Raw genomic sequence first — 17,277 nt, 5'->3', positions numbered from 1 at the left:
TTGTAATTTTACTTACCGGTAAATATAATTTACTAGAACTGAAGCAGCAATTCAATGATAAATACAAAAGCGAGCAGGTGAATGTACTGGAATTTGTCTGTGTAATGGGTCGCTGCTGTGCTTTCAGCTCTGCTATCTTCATCCAGAATAATGATTGAAAGAGGTTTTAACTTTGGCAAAAACAGAGAAAAAAAACAAATGGACCAAAATATTGTTATGGGGAGTTTGCTTCATCGTAATTGTAATTATTGGCTTATTGGTATACCTCAATTCGATAACCTATAGTCCTTCCAATCAAGCGGAACTCGCATTTCAGAATGATAATCAGGTCAAAGTAACAGAGGTCAAAGACGGTTATAAATTTGAGCCACAAACCGGGAAAGTAATCGAACCGAATATTATTTTTTATCCTGGAGGTCTAGTAGAACCGGAAAGCTACTCACCATTTGCCAGAGAACTGGCTCAACGGGGGCATCGCGTATATATTGCGGAAATGCCACTGAATCTAGCCATTTTCGGTCAAAATAAAGCGGACTCCTTTCTTGAAGAACACCCAGACGAACAATTTGTTATTGGGGGACACTCTTTAGGAGGTTCATTTGCAGCGAGATATGCTTCTGAACACAGTGAAAAGCTGCAGGGTGTATTTTTCTTGGCTTCTTATGCGGATGAGGGCGGATCCATAAAAGATACAGATTTATCTGTTTTGCAAATAACAGGTACAGCAGATGGTGTTCTCAATAAAGAAGCTTGGGAAAGTGCCAAAACCAATCTACCTGCTGACACTTTGTATGTCAGTGTAGAAGGAGGGAACCATGGCCAATTTGGCTCTTATGGGAAGCAAAAAGGGGACAATGATCCAGCGATTGATGAAGAGCAGCAATTAAAACAGGTCGTTGATGCTGTAGAGGAATGGAGCACAGAACTGAATAATAAACCTTAAATCTGCTATGAATTGAACGTAACTTTTCCATCAATGTGATTGAGCTGATCCATATGTTTTCGATTTGGAGAACGATTAAAATGTTGTAGTTATAATGCAACAGAACGGGGCCCAATTTCGGGCCCCGTTCTGTTAGTTGTATCTGTCATTTACATATGTCTATCATATGAGAGTGGAATGAGTACCTTTGTCATCAGATATTTCTACTGTTTATTTGGTGCGCTCAAGGTACTGTTCAAGTGTAAGGTTCTGGCTCGTAATTTCCCCCGCAATATACACGCCAACATAACGCACATGCCATGGCTCATAAGAGTAGCCTGTCAGTTTCTCCTGATCTTTGCCATAACGAATGATAAATCCGTATTTATGTGCATTGGCTTTCAGCCATTTGCCTTCCTTGGTATTTCCAAAGCTTTGTTGCAAATCATATCCCGCTGATGCACTGGAGATATCCATCGCAAGACCCGTCTGATGCTCGCTTTGTCCTGGACGAGCACTGGTTTTATTCGCAACGGCTTCGCCTTTGATACTCGCATTTCGGTCAAAAATGGATTTTTGGGTGGCATAAGAGCGGTAACCGGACACGGCTTTGATATCAATGCCGTCTTTTTTCGCTGCTGCGAACAAATTCTCGATTGCTGTGGCAGCTACTTTACGCATTTGCTTTTTCGGACTGGAGCCAGAGAAGCTAAATGGAATGTTAGGAACAACCAGATCCTGAGGAGCATAGGTCGAAGGCAAGTTTCTTTTTTTATTCACTAGCACAACCGTGCTTGATAGATTCGTTACCGTTGCCAGACCGCTACTACTCGTTTTGATTGTGCGTCCAGGCGCATTATCGTGCAGGAATTGAGTGAAGCTGGAGCTGGCAGCAGATGCGACCGGATTCAGCTCCTTAGTGAAGGGCAGCGTTGTGAATGCTGAGCCTGCTACGACAGAACCTATAAGTATCGTGGATACGATGGATTTACGTGTAAAAGATTTCATGATGTGTGTTCCTCCTCGGGTTATATCAATCTCGTGCTTTGCTATATACCGAGTATACTAGAGGATTATATCCATAGGTTCTCCAATTGTTTCCGAGTTGTAAACAAAGTTTGCGAGATTCATAGTTTTTAAATGTCTGACGAGAAAAAGAGCACAAAAAAGACTCTGCACCTATTGTGCAAAGTCTTTTTGTATACATAGATAAGCGAATCAAATACTCATTATCTCAGCCACAACTTTTGAATTACAGCTCGCATGAAACAGAATTGCCGGATCTTCCAGCAGCCACTGCGCGGGCATCCCGAACACGGACATTGCTGCTAAGTACACCGGAATCACTGCTTAATTTAAAGGAAGGATAGTTGGGTTCCGTGTCCAGCTTCATGTGCTGCTCCAGGTTTAACTGCTGTTTCGGATCGACATAAAATGGCACGAGATTGGTTTCAATTTGAACATCCAAAGCTTCGGGTTCATCCACGATAAGTATGGCGATAATTCCGTTACAGCCACAACCTTCCATGTCATAGATCACTTTGAAATAACCGGGCTGATCATTCAGTCTTTCAGTTAATCGCGCAGCAGCCAAATCTGTAATTTGAATATGCATATCGCTACACTCCTTTATATGTTGGCATGATTGTAATGGTAAATGGATTAATTCAACTTCTAGTGTCATTATACCACTTTGGCAAAAATCAAAGCATTTATTTTCTTGACTGATCAGTCTGGAAAATGAACACTGAGCAAACCGAAGGAGGAAGTGAAAATGTTCAACGATAAACCTTTAACACTGATTACAGGAGCGAATGGACAGCCAGGAAGCCGCGTTGCGGCCATGCTTCAGAGGCACACTTTCGGTGCGTCTGGCAAGAAAAAAAAACCAGCTTCTTCTGATTCTGCCGACAATTATGTCTATTTTGATTGGTACGATTCAACCACTTATGGTCCAGCGCTGAAAAATGTGGATCAAGTGTACCTTGTTGTGCCGGTCATGGACATGCACCCGGAAGACGTAATGATTCCGTTCATCATAGACGGGAGGAAGGAAGAGAAGATCAAACGACGGAGACGGTACTTAAAGTCACAGGGCAAAGCCCACTTTCACTGGAGCAGTTTATTAGGCAGCATATGCAATGAGGGAAATCATAGAAGGATTTTATAAAAATATTGGAAGCAAATTCTGCTGAATAATAAGAAGACGGTGCCGGAAGGCCCGTCTTTTTTGCTGATTATTTAACCTTTGGAGGTACCCGTTCATATTCCGATGATTATAGAAACAACAATACCCAGTCCAGCACGGTGATTATATGTGGCCGCTTTTGGGGAAATAGATGAGAATGAATGTTTGATAAAAGGAGAGAAGTGAACGGATGATTCAGTTCGAAAATGTATCCAAGCAATATCCTGATGGAACCCATGCTCTGCGTCAGGTTAATCTCAACATTAATAAGGGAGAGCTGTTCGTCATGATTGGTCCGAGCGGTTGCGGCAAAACCACCATGCTCAAAATGATCAATCGCCTGATCGAGCGGACAGATGGGACCGTACGAATTAATGAACGGCCTATCGATGAATATAACATTCATGAATTGCGCTGGAATATCGGATATGTGCTGCAACAGATTGCGCTGTTCCCACATATGACGATTGCCGAAAATATTGCGGTTGTTCCTGAACTCCGAAAGTGGAAGTCAGAGCAAATCAAGGAGCGCGTACATACTTTGCTGGACATGGTTGGACTGAAAGGTACCACATACAGTGATCGCAAGCCTGCCGAGCTATCTGGTGGACAACAACAGAGAATCGGTGTATTGCGCGCACTCGCTGCCGATCCCGAAATTGTACTGATGGATGAACCGTTCAGTGCACTTGACCCGATTAGCCGTGAGAAACTACAGGACGATATTCTGGATATTCAGCGTCAGATGAAGAAGACGATTGTGTTTGTTACCCACGATATTCAGGAAGCGATGAAGCTGGGTGATCGTATCTGCATCATGAAGGATGGGCAAGTGTTACAGGTAGGCACCCCTGAAGAACTTATCCAGCTCCCAGCCAATGAATTTGTACGTGACTTTGTCGGCAGTTCTGGTCCGGATAGGAGTTCACAGCTTGTATCTGGTGGGGGCGACCCAATGTTTGAATTACAAACGGCCTCCGGCGAACAAGAACGATTGATTTCAAAATTTGATCTTGAATCGATCATGTCATCGCTCTCACCCGGACATGTACCGAAGTCAGTTAAAACGGCTGTTCCCGTATCGATTACGCTGCCTGATTTTGTGGAAATCATGGCTTCTCATGATCATTTACTGGTCGAGAAAGACCATCAGATTATAGGTCAGGTTAGTCGAGCCGATCTGATCCAGTACTGGTCCGGGCAGTTGCAGGAACGAGGTGAAGGGGATGAGTAGATTTACGGAGGTGTTCAGCGAGCGCAAAGGACAGTTATTGTCCGCACTCCTTGAGCATATTCAGATCTCATTTATCGCATTGTTCTTTGCCGTTCTGATCGCGATTCCGCTGGGCATTTATCTGACACGCAAGCCAAAAGTGGCTGAGCCGATTATTGGGGTTACGGCCGTACTGCAAACGATCCCGTCTTTGGCTCTGCTCGGACTGCTTATTCCGTTATTTGGCATTGGTACACTTCCTGCAATCATTGCTCTGGTGGTGTATGCCTTGCTTCCGGTACTCCGCAACACGTATACGGGCATATCGGAAGTCGATCCTTCGATGGTCGAGGCAGCGAATGCGATGGGCATGAACAGTCGGCAGCGTCTGACCAAAGTGGAGCTGCCACTCGCGATGCCTGTCATTATGGCAGGTATTCGTACCGCAATGGTTCTGATTGTAGGTACAGCAACGCTTGCTGCCCTGATTGGTGCAGGAGGTCTGGGTGGACTCATTTTGCTTGGTATTGATCGAAATGATACAGCATTGATTATTCTGGGAGCCATCCCAGCCGCATTGCTTGCCATTTTGTTTGATGTGCTGTTACGCCAGTTTCAACGTTTATCATTCAAGAAAACGTTGGTCACGCTCGGAACACTCGCTCTGGTGGCCATTCTGGTAGTCACGATTCCATGGCTCTCCCGTGGGGGGCAGAAAGATCTGGTTATTGCTGGAAAGCTGGGTGCCGAACCAGAGATTCTCATTAACATGTACAAATTGCTGATTGAAAAAGATACCGATCTGAAGGTTGAATTGAAACCAGGATTGGGGAAAACCACATTTCTTTTCAATGCACTGAATTCAGGTGATATTGATATTTATCCGGAATTTACGGGTACCGCCATATCTGAATTTATGAAGGAAACCGCAGTTAGCACAGATCGAACCGAAGTGTATGAGCAAGCAAGAGACGGGATGTTGAGCCAATTCAATATGGTTCTTCTGAACCCGATGGAATACAACAATACGTATACGTTGGCTGTGCCTCAGAAGGTTGCGGATCAGTATAATCTCAAGACCATATCGGATCTCAAGTCGGTACAGCAGCAGATCAAGGCAGGATTCACACTGGAATTCTCAGATCGGGAAGACGGATATGTTGGCATTCAGAAGAAGTATGGCATCAAATTCCCTGACGTAGCCACAATGGAACCGAAACTGCGTTATGCAGCCGTTCAGCGTGGAGATATCAATTTGCTGGATGCTTACTCCACAGACAGTGAATTGAGACAGTATAAACTCGTTGTGCTGGAGGATGATCAGGAATTGTTCCCGCCATATCAGGGAGCACCAATGCTCCGCAAAGAAACGGCAGACCAATATCCGCAGATGGTGGAGGTATTGAATCAACTTGCAGGCCGGATCACGGACGATGAGATGCGTCAAATGAATTACGAAGTGAACGTTAATGGAGCGAGTCCAGAACAAGTGGCAACGAAGTATCTGCAAAAAGCAGGGTTATTATAGCTTGATATGTATGGTTATACCTGAAGAGGAGGAACTAACATGACACAACTTTATGATCTGATCGTGATTGGAACCGGCAGCGCTGCAAGCTCAGTGATATCCCGCTGCGCCGAAGCTGGATGGAAAATTGCTGTGATTGATGAACGAGAGTTTGGCGGAACCTGTGCGTTACGGGGCTGTGATCCCAAAAAAGTACTTGCAGGAGCGGCTGAACTGATCGACTGGAATGAAAGAATGAAGGGCAAAGGAGTGGAAGGTAACGTTTCTATTCAGTGGTCGGAACTTATGGCGTTCAAGCGAACATTTACGGAAAGTATTCCGAGAGCAAGCGAGGATAAGTTCAAACAGGCCGGAATGCATACGTTCCATGGAAAGGCTTCTTTCGTTGACGAAGATCATATTCGTGTAGGGGACAAAGTACTACAAGGGAAACATATTCTCATCGCAACGGGTGCGCGTCCAGCACCACTTCCTATTGATGGTGCAGAGCATCTGAAATACAGCGATGATTTTCTTGATCTGGAACAGCTGCCGGATAAATTGGTTCTGGTGGGTGGAGGTTACATTGCTTTTGAATTTGCACATATTGCGGCCAGAGCCGGTACTGAAGTTCATATTATTCATCGAGGAGAAGAGCCGCTAAAACAGTTTGATTCGGAACTGGTGGACCTGCTGCTGCAAAAATCCAAAGAGGTAGGCATACACGTACATTTGAATGCGGAAGTGAAGGCGATTCGTCAGCAAGGAAACACATATGTGGTCAGTGGAACCCGCAATGGGGCTGATCATCAATGGCAGTGCGGCCTTGTCGTTCATGGAGCAGGGCGTGTTCCAAATATAGATGGGCTTGAACTCGAGAAGGGAAATGTCAGCTATACGAAAAAAGGCATCTCCGTTAATGAGTTCTTACAGAGCGAAAGCAATCCAAGAGTCTATGCGGCCGGCGATGTTACCGCAACGGAAGGACTTCCGTTGACACCGCTCGCAGGCCAGGAATCACGCGCAGTATCTTTGAATCTACTCGAAGGCAATCATAACAAACCTAATTATAAAGTAATGCCCTCCATAGTATTTACCGTGCCATCCCTGGGTTCTGTAGGCCTTGATATCGAGCAGGCCAAGAAAGAGGGCTATGAGGTGAAGGTAAATGACATGTCGAAATGGTATACTTATAAACGTACAAATGAAAAATTTTCCATGGCCAAAGTTGTAGTCGACAAGGCAACAGGGCGTATTCTGGGTGCCCATGTATTGGGTGGCAAAACAGAAGAACTGATTAACCTGTTCGCCATGGCAATTCAGTTCGATTTGACGACCGATCAGCTAAACACCATGAATTTTGCATATCCTACAGCCGCATCGGATATGGGCTCTTTATTTTAATGTGATGGTGTGGAAGGAAGGGATGAATCATGTCAGTTAATTTTCATCAGATTCATGATGCCGAGTGGACAACCGAACCGGTTCAAGCGCGAACGGAAGGTGACCGTCTGATTGTGGAGGCACAGGAGGGCAGTGACTTCTGGGAGAAGACCTTCTATGGTTTCTGTCATCAGAATGGACATGCCATGCTTGCTCCATGGGATGGAACCAAGGCCATTGAAGTATCATTTGATCTGAGCTCATTCACGGAATTATATGATCAGGCGGGATTAATGCTCTGGCATGGACAGGATCAATGGATCAAGGCGGGGGTAGAAGTAAATGACGGCGTGGCTCATGTAGGAGCGGTCGTAACGGATCGGTTTTCCGATTGGTCGCTTTCGCCTGTACCGGAGTGGGGCGGACGCATTGTTACCATTCGGGCTTCGTACCACGACGAAGCCGTGGTTATTCGTGCCCGCACGGATGAGCATCCTTGGCGTACTATTCGGGTCGCGAGATTTGCCTATCCGACGAACAAGCAAGCAGGGCCGTTTCTCTGTTCTCCCAAGCGTGCCGGGTTCGAGGTTGCGTTTACCAAATGGAAATGGACTGAACCGGATCAGGATCTGCACACAGACCCTCCCATTGCCGATTAAGTTTGTTTGGTTGGGACAAGTGACGCAATCGCAACAAACGAAAACAAGCAAATCTTCCTTGATGGAGGACTTGCTTGTTTTCATTTGCATTAGGCAGCGCTATGAGGTTAATTTATCAAGCCTTCAATGAATATGCTGAGGCTTATTTGAGTTTTGTCCACTTGAAGTTGCACTACTGTTGTCGTTTATCCTCAAGGTCTTATTTGCTTGAGTCCGTGTTTTTGGAGTCAGATTCAATGCCATCAGCATCCTCTTCACCATCACTTGCTTCGTTCAACTCGCGCATACGTTCTTCGTAATCATCGAGAAACCATAATGGGTCCATGTTATCTTCTTCGCCATTATAATTGATCAATACTTCCTCGCCGGCTTTGATATCTGTATAAGCATAGAAGTCAAAAGTGTGGTTTTCGAAGTTGATATCATAGGTGGCGTTAGGCTCGTAGGAATGGTTAATCAAACTGCCATAGCCCAGCAGGATAGCCGTATGATTGGCTCCATACTCGAATACGTAATCTTCGAGAATTGTTTTCTCAACATGTTCGTGGTCTTCATTGGGATAAGGGACAACCGGAGCCTGATGGATCAGCTGGCCTTTTGGAATGTCTACGGTCGCAAATACGCCGCGGTTAAATTCGCCATCACCCAATTTGGATTGTTTCACTTCAATCATGATTTTCACCTGATGCTCCCCAAGAGAGCTCCATTCTTATAGTAGTAAGTCGTTTAAGGAAAAATTTTAACTCATCCATACCTATAAGGCAAATGTCATTGATTTCAGATTGAGTGGATCAGGGGTCAAAACGAAGGACATTTCATCGAAAAATGGTGCTAAATTTACAATAGGGCGTTGAGTTGTGCATGATATAACGCTTATAATATACAAAGAATTAAGTCTATATAGAAAAGGTGTCATGAATGAGCATATTAAATGTCGAAAAATTAAGTCATGGTTTTGGTGACCGTGCTATCTTTAACAACGTTTCTTTCCGCCTCCTGAAAGGCGAACATATTGGTCTGATCGGGGCCAATGGTGAGGGTAAATCTACCTTTATGAACATTATTACGGGTAAACTCCAGCCAGATGAAGGTAAAGTGGAGTGGTCCAAACGCATGCGTGTCGGATATTTGGATCAGCACGCTGTGCTGAGCAAGGGGCAATCCATTCGTGATGTCCTTCGTGGTGCGTTCCAGTATTTGTTCGACATGGAACAAGAAATGAATGATATGTATGGCAAGATGGGCGATGTAACTCCAGAGGAATTGGAACAGCTGTTGGAGGATGTAGGTACGATTCAGGATACGCTGACTAACCAGGATTTCTACATGATCGATGTCAAAGTCGACGAGACTGCACGCGGTTTGGGTCTAACCGATATCGGTCTGGACAAAGACGTTAACGACCTTAGTGGTGGACAACGTACGAAGGTATTGCTCGCCAAGCTGCTGCTTGAAAAACCGGATATTCTGCTCCTGGATGAGCCTACGAACTATCTGGATGAATTGCATATCGAATGGCTGAAACGCTATTTGCAGGAATATGAGAATGCCTTCATTCTGATCTCGCATGATATCCCTTTCCTGAACAGTGTAATTAACTTGATCTATCATATGGAAAATCAGGATCTCACCCGTTATGTGGGCGATTATAGTCATTTCCAGGAAGTTCATGAGATGAAAAAACAGCAGCTGGAGTCGGCGTATAAGCGCCAACAACAGGAAATTGCCGATCTCAAGGACTTTGTGGCCCGGAACAAGGCAAGTGTGGCTACGCGCAACATGGCGATGTCCAGACAGAAGAAGCTGGACAAGATGGATGTCATCGAAATTGCCAAGGAAAAACCGAAACCGCAGTTTAACTTCCGTGATGCCAGAACGTCCGGCAAGCTCATTTTCGAAACAAAAGGCCTCGTCATTGGATACAATGAGCCGTTGTCGAGACCACTGGACCTGCGCATGGAGCGTGGGCAGAAGATCGCCCTTGTGGGTGCGAACGGTATCGGTAAAACAACGCTGATGCGCAGCATTCTGGGCGAGATTCAGGCTTTGGAAGGTACCGTTCAGCGCGGTGAACATCTGGAGATTGGATATTTCCAACAAGAGATGAAGGATGCGAACTACAATACCTGTATCGAAGAGATCTGGCAGGAGTTCCCTTCCTATACCCAATTTGAAGTACGTGCTGCACTCGCAAAATGCGGACTGACGACCAAGCATATTGAGAGCAAGGTTGCGGTACTGAGCGGTGGAGAGAAAGCCAAAGTGCGTCTCTGCAAACTGATTAATAACGAAACAAATCTGCTCGTACTCGATGAGCCGACGAACCATCTGGACGTTGATGCAAAGGAAGAGTTGAAACGCGCACTCAAAGCATACAAAGGCAGCATTCTGCTGATCTCTCACGAACCTGAATTCTATCGTGATGTGGTTACGGAGACATGGAATTGTGAGTCGTGGACAACGAAGGTATTTTAACGTAATATGGGCGAGTTTGCGAACAAACTCGAAAGGTGATACAAGGCGCGTATTTTGCTTGCATAGCAGGCGGAATACGCGTTTTTTCTGCATGTTACAGTGAAAAATGTCCGAACTGAGTTAATGGTTGACAGCTTCAAATACGTAATCATATAATTCGAGAAAGCGATTACATTTATATATTATAAACCTGTTTCACGACATAGGGGCAAAGAAGACGAGGTATTCCGTTTTGGTAACATTGCACTTAGGAGAGAAGACGGGTCTTTTTTTGCCCCATAATGAAACCGGTTTCATTAAAAAAGGGAGGTGGAGCGCACTTTTTTACCGCATGCTTACTGCTGAGGACAGGCCGGATAACAACACCGCCTTCAAGAACCATGCTTTCATCTTCCAAGTCAAAGGAGAGAATGAACATTGGATAAACTCAGGAAACCCTTGATATTCATGTTATCTGCTACGTTGGTATTGTCTTCAGGACCATTGATGTTACCAAGCCATGTATATGCCGATGCAGATAGAATGCCTGCCACGTTGCTGCAAGACGATTTTTCTGACGGGGATTACACGGCATCGCCCGTGTGGGACATAAGCTCAGGTAGTTGGGCGGTAATGGCGGACCCGACGGATGCGTCCAACTCCACACTTTTTCAGAGCGATACTGGGGAAGGCATCATTTCAACCGGAGACGTCATGTCTGACATGACGATCTCCATGCGTTTTTACACGGGGAGCGGTCAGGGATTTCCGGGAATTTTATCGCGGTTTCAGGATAAGAACAACTTTTATTATTTTCAAATGCAGGCCCCTAACAATAAACTTGTCTTTTCCAAGCGGGTGAACGGAACAGATACGACATTGAAATCGGTGGACTATGCGTTGGCCAAAAATACGTGGTATACGCTCAAAATGGTGCTGTCTGGTTCTTCCATTCGCGGGTACATCGCCGAAAACGGTTCGGGTCGGTTGGTATTCGATTTGGTCGATACTACATACGGTTCGGGTACAGTTGGCATTCGAAATAAGTGGCAGTCGGTACATATAGATGACGTTATCATTGCCGAGAAGCCGCCAGGAAACGATCTTCTACTCTCCAACGATGAACAGACGCCGTCTTCGGTTTCACTGCAATGGACCGAGGCAGAAGGTGCAACGAGCTATTACCTGTACCGTTCCTCTACGCCTGAAAATGGGTATTCCCTGATTACCAACACCGAGTCTTTGGGTTACGTGGATGAGGGATTAAGTCCGGATATGGTGTATTATTACAAGCTCGCCTATGAATACGGAGGGATGACCGAATCGTTATGGTCTGCGCCGCTGGAGGTTCGGACGACAGCCGTTGCTCCACAGGCTCCAGGCGAATTGAAGGCCTTGGCACTCGATGCCACGAGCGTGAAGCTGTCCTGGCCGGCCGTGGACAAGGCGAATGGTTACCGTGTGGCTCGGGCCGAGGCTGGCAGTGACCAGTATGATCAGGTGTATGAAGGTACGGCGCTCAGTTACACGGATCAGGGGCTTGAGCCCGGCAACAGCTACAGCTACCGCGTAACGGCCTTTAATGCTGCCGGAGAATCTGCGTTCACCGTTGCCGAGGCCACCACATACTCGATTGATTCTCCAGCAGGGTTTGCTGCTACAGTTGTAACGGATACGTCGATTTCCCTAGGGTGGAATGAACTTTCTGGATCGGATGTATCATATACGGTATCCCGTGCAACCAGTGCTGCGGGTACGTATCAGCAAGTATACAGTGGCAATGAAAGCACGTTTATTGATAGTGATCTGACGATGGGCACGGGGTATTTTTACATGATCCAGGCGACCGTCGATGGCACTGTTTCTCCGGCATCTGCTCCACTTGGGGTTGCCACCATTCGTACAAGCTTTACGCCGGGGCAGTTATGGCCGGATCAGGACGGCAAGCCGATTGATGCACACGGCGCAGGATTTTTTTACGATGAACAGACTGAAAAGTATTATTGGTATGGCGAATACCATACGGGCGGATGGCCAGCCGTTGGTGTGCGCGTGTATTCATCCAAGGACCTGCTGAACTGGACAGATGAAGGCATGGCATTGACGATGATTCAATCGATGGATGATTTCGACAAGAACCCGTTGATCGCCAAGTTGTATGAAGGTCGTGATGACAAAGTGGACATTTGGGCCGATATCCGTAAAGGCCGGATTATTGAACGACCGAAGGTCATCTATAACGACAAAACGAAAAAATACGTGATGTGGGCTCACATGGACGGAGACAAGGACCCCTACAACGACAATGCGAACTACGGTAAAGCACGGGCCGGCTACGCGATCAGTGACTCCCCGACAGGGCCTTTCGTATATCAGAAGAGTTATCGGATGGACAGAACTCCCGAAGGAGAGAAAGATTACTTCCCAAGTGACCGGGGCATGGCGCGTGACATGACGTTGTTCAAGGACGACGATGGTACCGGATATCTGATCTACTCCAGTGAGGAAAACCTGACGCTGTATATCTCCAAACTGAATGAAGACTACAGTGACGTAACAGGGTGGCATAAGGAAGGACGAACGGATGACAAAGGCAATCCGGTACGTGATTCCACCTATCAGGCGGAATACGGCGTCGATTATGTGCGCGTGTTCCCAGGCGGACAGCGTGAAGCGCCCGCGATGTTCAAGTATCAGGGCAAATATTATATTCTGACCTCCGGCGCGTCCGGCTGGGCCGCTAACGAAAACAAAGTGACTGTGGCGGATAACATTTTTGGTCCTTGGTCAACGATGACCAATCCGTTCGTACGCACATTGCCGAGCGACCCCGATCCAGGTAAGGCATTCGGAACGCAGACCACTTCGGTTATTCCGGTCGATCCGGAAAAAGGAAAATTCATTTACGTGGGAGACACTTGGAACGGCGGCAATTTCTCAAACGACGGGGCAAAATACGTATTCTTGCCCATTGAGTTCGGGATAGGATCAGACATTGCTATCAAGTGGTATAACAGTTGGTCGCCTGATCTGCTGAATTCGATGGGCAAGGTAGATATCACGGATCCGCTGCCGGAAGCTGTGCCGCTCGGGAAAGTACCTTCCCTGCCTAAAACGGTCAATGTGCGTGACGGAGGTACGCTTGTGTCAACCCCAGTGGTATGGACGGTCGATAACCGGGTCATGACGGCAGAAGATTTTGCGAAACCAGGACCAATCACCCTTCAGGTAACGACACCGGAGTTCGGTAACAAAAAGCAGGCTATCCGAGTATATGTTATTCCGGAGAACGCACAGTATTTTGTGAACAGCAGTGGATACGAAACGGCTGATTATAAACTGATGGGTGCCTACATGAAAGGCACGCTCGTCAATTCGGATACGGCAGATCAGTTATACGCGCCGGAGGAGGGACGGACTTGGGGTTATGTCAGCACGGATGCGCTCGCTTCCGGTTCGAGCGGCGGGGATATTTTCTCGACCGTCCGTTATTTGAACGGCGGCAATGTCAGCAACTCTCCCAAAGGCAGCGATCTGACCTATACCTTCGATGTGCCGAACGGGACATACGATATATACGCCGGATTCAACGATCCGTGGACGAATACATCGCGGAGAGCGAACTTCCTCATCAATGGCACGAATACCGGTGCAGTTACTTATACACCCGCCAGTGTCAGAACTCACTCAGGCATTGTCGTATCTGGCAAAAAGTTGGAATTAACGGTACGTAATACGGCATCACAGGACCCGCTGATCAGCTGGATTATAATTTCCAAGTCTGATGCGGTGCCACCTACGGATGACAGCGCCGGTTTGAATGCTGATATATCGGCTGCAACAAGTGCATCACTCCACTGGGATGCAATTCTTGGCGCAGCAAGCTACAAGCTCTATCGCTCCGATCGTGAGAAGGGAGAGTACAGTATCGTCTACAACGGCAGTTTGCGGGAGTATACGGACAACGAACTGAGTCCCGGCACCAGTTATTATTACAAAGTGGAAGCTTTTGACGCGTCGGGGCATTCGATGCGCGGTTTGTCTTCCGCATATCATGTGCTTACGGCCCAACAGACCGCTGCCGATGTGGCTGCAAGCATTACGGCACTGGAGCAGCCTTCTGCAGGTGCGAAGAGGCTGAAGTTACCGACCGTACCGCAAGGTTTCGCCGTGGAGATCGCCTCTAGTTCGGTACCATCCGTCATTCAAACCGATGGAACGATCATCCCGCCATCGAAGGAAACATCGGTCGCGCTGGAATTGGAGATTACTCGAACCTCTGATAACAGCAATGCAATGACTATACCGCTGATGGTGAAGGTACCGGCATATACGCCTTCACCAGGCGGCTCGGGCTCCGATGGTTCGGGCGGTGGTACAGGAGTGAATCCGGACGGCAATTCAAGTAGCCCCGGAGGACAGGCGGGGAGTGGTACCCCGAGTACAGAGAATTCATCACCACGACCAGAGTCGCAAAAAGACCGTGCCGTTCTCGAATTACAAGGTTTTGTTGATCAGAAAGGTGTAGTGCAGACGAAGTTGAATGCTTCAACGATTGAAGAGGCATTGAAAGTCGCTCCGGCTAGTAGGGGTCACAGGCTCGTCGAAATTCGGCAGAAATCGGTCTCAGGAGCAAATGCTTATGAATTACTCCTGCCTGTTTCTGCATTGATGGATCAAGGCGGAGTATATGTATTTAACATCGTTACGGAACTTGGAACGTTAGAACTTCCTGTCACACTTTCAAAGAAAGACTTGGCTGGATATGAGACTGTATCGGTACGATTGATTCGAACTCAGCTGTCGCAAACAGCCGCAGATCGGCTTGGAACACAGCACGGGGTTCGATTCGAAATTGATCTGGACGGTGCTGCTTGGCCAGCAACAAGTGAACTGACACTACGTCTACCTTACGAAACATTGCAAAATGTACAACGGGATATGATTGTAGGGTTTGTTATAGATGCGAATCATGTGGCAACTCCGTTGCCGCAAAGCCGTTATGATCAGAATAGCAGAGAGGTCGTATTCGCTGTTACGTCTGCAACAGGAAATTATGCTGCTGTGTCCGTGAAGCAGACGTTCAAAGATCTTGCGGATGTACAATGGGCCAAGAATGCAATGGAGGCATTGGCAGCCCGAGGAGTTTTTGATGAAGGTGCGAGCCGGGACTCCCTTCAGCTGCATCCAAAACAGGAGATGACGCGTGGTCAATACGTGCAGTGGCTGATGACCGCACTGAGCTTGAATACATTGCACGGGAACGCGTTCTCCGATGTCAACGCGGATGCTCCTTATTATAAAGCGGTAACTGCGGCTCGTGCGCTGAGCATCACTGGCGGCACCGGGGACGGGCGCTTTAAGCCTGAGGCAACTATCACCCGTCAGGAAATGATGACGCTGACCGTGAGGGCACTTGGAGCGGCTGGATTGGTCGATCCGGAATCAGCTTCGGTGGATAGCCTCGAACAGTTCCGCGATGCTTCCAAGATCCGCTCATATGCCCGCGATAGTGTAGCTATGCTTGTGAAACTGGGCATCGTCGGTGGATACAACGGAGAAGTGAAGCCTCTTGCCCAAGCGACTCGTGCCGAATCAGCAACGATGCTGTATGCGATGATGAGCAAATTGGTTTGGCCCAACTGATTATACTCAACCATTTTAGTGTAAGAAGAAAAGACTTACTTCAACCTGGATTACAGGATGAAGTAAGTCTTTTTCTTTTTGCTTGTGCGCCCGGCATGGGGGATAACTGGACGGTAAAGTTGTAAAATCACTCTTAACGAGTAAGTAGCCTGCTGTCCGATTGCAGAGGTCACTTGTAATGTCTGCCGATTTGATACGCTTGTTCCAGCAAGCCTTCAATGTGCGTTTTGGAATCGGATATGGTCTCATAGAGAAACTCGACTCGGGATTCCTGCAATCCTGCATAACCCGCAATCCCATTATTCAGATAATTTGAAATCATGTTGTAATAATCGTACTTATGGAATGAAGCCTCCGTTCCTCCAGCTAGTGCAATCCAGAGTGCCTTTTTGGAGTTTGCTTTGTTCAGCAGCCCCATATTCCATACCTTGTCCAGGTAAGCCTTGAGCATGGAAGGAACGTTGTACCACCATACAGGGAAAATAAAAACAATGGCATCAGCCGCGAGCACGCGATCCAGCTCTTTGCGAATTACAGGGGCATGTTGTTTATCGGGATTTTGCCAATCTCGCTCGTCTTCTACGCTATATAACGGATCGAATCCATCATGGTACAGATCAAGGATATCAATTTCGTGGTGATTCTCCTTCATACCTTCTATAAATCGATTCATCACAGCAAATGTTAGAGAATCCTGTCTTGGGTGAGTAACGACCAGTTTGATTTTCATGTATGAGTAACCATCCTTTTTCCTTCATTTTTTTGGTTTAACGTTCTGACCAATGTTATTATAAGTTTCATGACATCTTATTGAGAAGTACGCACCTTCGAGTGCTGTAGATACCTTAAGGTTCTTCGGTTACTTTTAATAATGGACATACATAAATGAGATTTAAGGGGGATTCCCAGTGGAACAGGAACTGAAAAGATATGAGAGTGGTGTGCAGGCAATGCTGGAACTCGTCGGTGGAAAATGGAGGATTCTTATTTTGCATCAACTGATATCAGGTAAAAAACGAACAAGCGAACTTCGCAGAGCCATCCCTGGCATTACTCAGAAAGTCCTTACTCAGCAGCTGCGTGATCTTGAAAAGAATGAAATCATCCATCGAATTATTCATCCCGAGATTCCGCCCAAGGTAGAGTATGAGCTGACCGAGTATGGCTTGACACTGCAGGCAATCATCGACCGCATCTGTCTGTGGGGAGAGAATCATCTGGACAGAGTGTATGGAGATAAAAACAAAGTACTGGAGAATCATTTTAGCGAATATATTCCGTTTTCGACTTCGAACTAGACTGCTC

The 17,277-nt window shown here is 46.8% G+C and carries 14 protein-coding genes; 9 read left to right on the top strand and 5 right to left on the bottom strand.

Annotation, left to right across the window (positions count from 1 at the left end):
- Window positions 1-32: 32 nt before the first annotated feature.
- Entirely contained in the window at window positions 33-179 is a 147-nt protein-coding gene (locus tag DC345_RS31670) for a hypothetical protein (protein WP_181586501.1), read from the bottom strand.
- Here DC345_RS31670 and DC345_RS06010 point away from each other — a divergent pair.
- Window positions 173-943, top strand: coding sequence for an alpha/beta fold hydrolase (locus tag DC345_RS06010; RefSeq protein ID WP_113052333.1), 771 nt, complete (start codon window positions 173-175; stop codon window positions 941-943). The genes DC345_RS31670 and DC345_RS06010 overlap by 7 nt on opposite strands.
- Window positions 944-1,153: 210 nt before the next feature.
- Here DC345_RS06010 and DC345_RS06005 read toward each other — a convergent pair whose 3' ends face one another.
- Together DC345_RS06005 and DC345_RS06000 are read right to left on the bottom strand one after the other, a co-directional pair.
- A complete protein-coding gene (locus DC345_RS06005; protein WP_113052332.1) occupies window positions 1,154-1,930 on the bottom strand; it encodes a M15 family metallopeptidase in 777 nt (258 codons plus the stop codon).
- 244 nt (window positions 1,931-2,174) lie between these two features.
- Window positions 2,175-2,537, bottom strand: coding sequence for an iron-sulfur cluster biosynthesis family protein (locus DC345_RS06000; RefSeq protein WP_113052331.1), 363 nt, complete (start codon window positions 2,535-2,537; stop codon window positions 2,175-2,177).
- A 159-nt stretch (window positions 2,538-2,696) separates the two neighbouring features.
- Between DC345_RS06000 and DC345_RS05995 the strand changes: the two genes are divergently transcribed.
- The 5 genes from DC345_RS05995 (at window position 2,697) to DC345_RS05975 (ending at window position 7,872) form a co-directional block, all read left to right on the top strand.
- Window positions 2,697-3,092, top strand: a complete 396-nt coding sequence (locus DC345_RS05995) for a Rossmann-fold NAD(P)-binding domain-containing protein (protein ID WP_181586500.1) — start codon at window positions 2,697-2,699, stop codon at window positions 3,090-3,092.
- A 208-nt stretch (window positions 3,093-3,300) separates the two neighbouring features.
- The gene (locus tag DC345_RS05990; protein WP_113052330.1) at window positions 3,301-4,344 is read left to right on the top strand and encodes an ABC transporter ATP-binding protein; all 1,044 of its coding nucleotides are present in this window, start codon (window positions 3,301-3,303) and stop codon (window positions 4,342-4,344) included.
- Entirely contained in the window at window positions 4,337-5,851 is a 1,515-nt protein-coding gene (opuFB, locus tag DC345_RS05985; protein ID WP_113052329.1) for an osmoprotectant update ABC transporter permease/substrate-binding subunit OpuFB, read from the top strand. The genes DC345_RS05990 and opuFB overlap by 8 nt, the downstream gene beginning before the upstream one ends.
- Before the next feature lie 39 nt (window positions 5,852-5,890).
- The gene (locus tag DC345_RS05980; RefSeq protein WP_113052328.1) at window positions 5,891-7,234 is read left to right on the top strand and encodes a dihydrolipoyl dehydrogenase family protein; all 1,344 of its coding nucleotides are present in this window, start codon (window positions 5,891-5,893) and stop codon (window positions 7,232-7,234) included.
- A gap of 29 nt (window positions 7,235-7,263) precedes the next feature.
- Complete coding sequence (locus tag DC345_RS05975; protein ID WP_113052327.1) at window positions 7,264-7,872, top strand: DUF1349 domain-containing protein; 609 nt, start codon at window positions 7,264-7,266, stop codon at window positions 7,870-7,872.
- Between the two features lie 199 nt (window positions 7,873-8,071).
- Here the strand turns inward: DC345_RS05975 and DC345_RS05970 are convergent, their stop codons facing one another.
- Window positions 8,072-8,545: an SET domain-containing protein gene (locus tag DC345_RS05970; protein ID WP_113052846.1), complete on the bottom strand. Its 474-nt coding sequence runs from the start codon at window positions 8,543-8,545 to the stop codon at window positions 8,072-8,074.
- A 245-nt stretch (window positions 8,546-8,790) separates the two neighbouring features.
- Here DC345_RS05970 and DC345_RS05965 point away from each other — a divergent pair, with 245 nt between their 5' ends.
- Both DC345_RS05965 and DC345_RS05955 read left to right on the top strand, forming a co-directional pair.
- Complete coding sequence (locus DC345_RS05965; RefSeq protein ID WP_113052326.1) at window positions 8,791-10,347, top strand: ABC-F family ATP-binding cassette domain-containing protein; 1,557 nt, start codon at window positions 8,791-8,793, stop codon at window positions 10,345-10,347.
- 417 nt (window positions 10,348-10,764) lie between these two features.
- Window positions 10,765-15,972 carry an S-layer homology domain-containing protein gene (locus DC345_RS05955; protein ID WP_113052324.1) on the top strand — a complete coding sequence of 1,736 codons (5,208 nt, stop codon included), beginning with the start codon at window positions 10,765-10,767 and terminating at the stop codon, window positions 15,970-15,972.
- Between the two features lie 169 nt (window positions 15,973-16,141).
- Here DC345_RS05955 and DC345_RS05950 read toward each other — a convergent pair whose 3' ends face one another.
- Window positions 16,142-16,702 carry an NAD(P)H oxidoreductase gene (locus DC345_RS05950; protein ID WP_113052323.1) on the bottom strand — a complete coding sequence of 187 codons (561 nt, stop codon included), beginning with the start codon at window positions 16,700-16,702 and terminating at the stop codon, window positions 16,142-16,144.
- A 178-nt stretch (window positions 16,703-16,880) separates the two neighbouring features.
- Between DC345_RS05950 and DC345_RS05945 the strand changes: the two genes are divergently transcribed.
- Entirely contained in the window at window positions 16,881-17,270 is a 390-nt protein-coding gene (locus DC345_RS05945) for a winged helix-turn-helix transcriptional regulator (RefSeq protein ID WP_113052322.1), read from the top strand.
- Window positions 17,271-17,277: the final 7 nt, after the last annotated feature.

It is taken from the genome of Paenibacillus taichungensis (assembly GCF_003287275.1).
Taxonomy (GTDB): Bacteria; Bacillota; Bacilli; order Paenibacillales; family Paenibacillaceae; genus Paenibacillus; species Paenibacillus taichungensis_A.
This window is presented reverse-complemented; position numbering and strand designations above follow the sequence as displayed.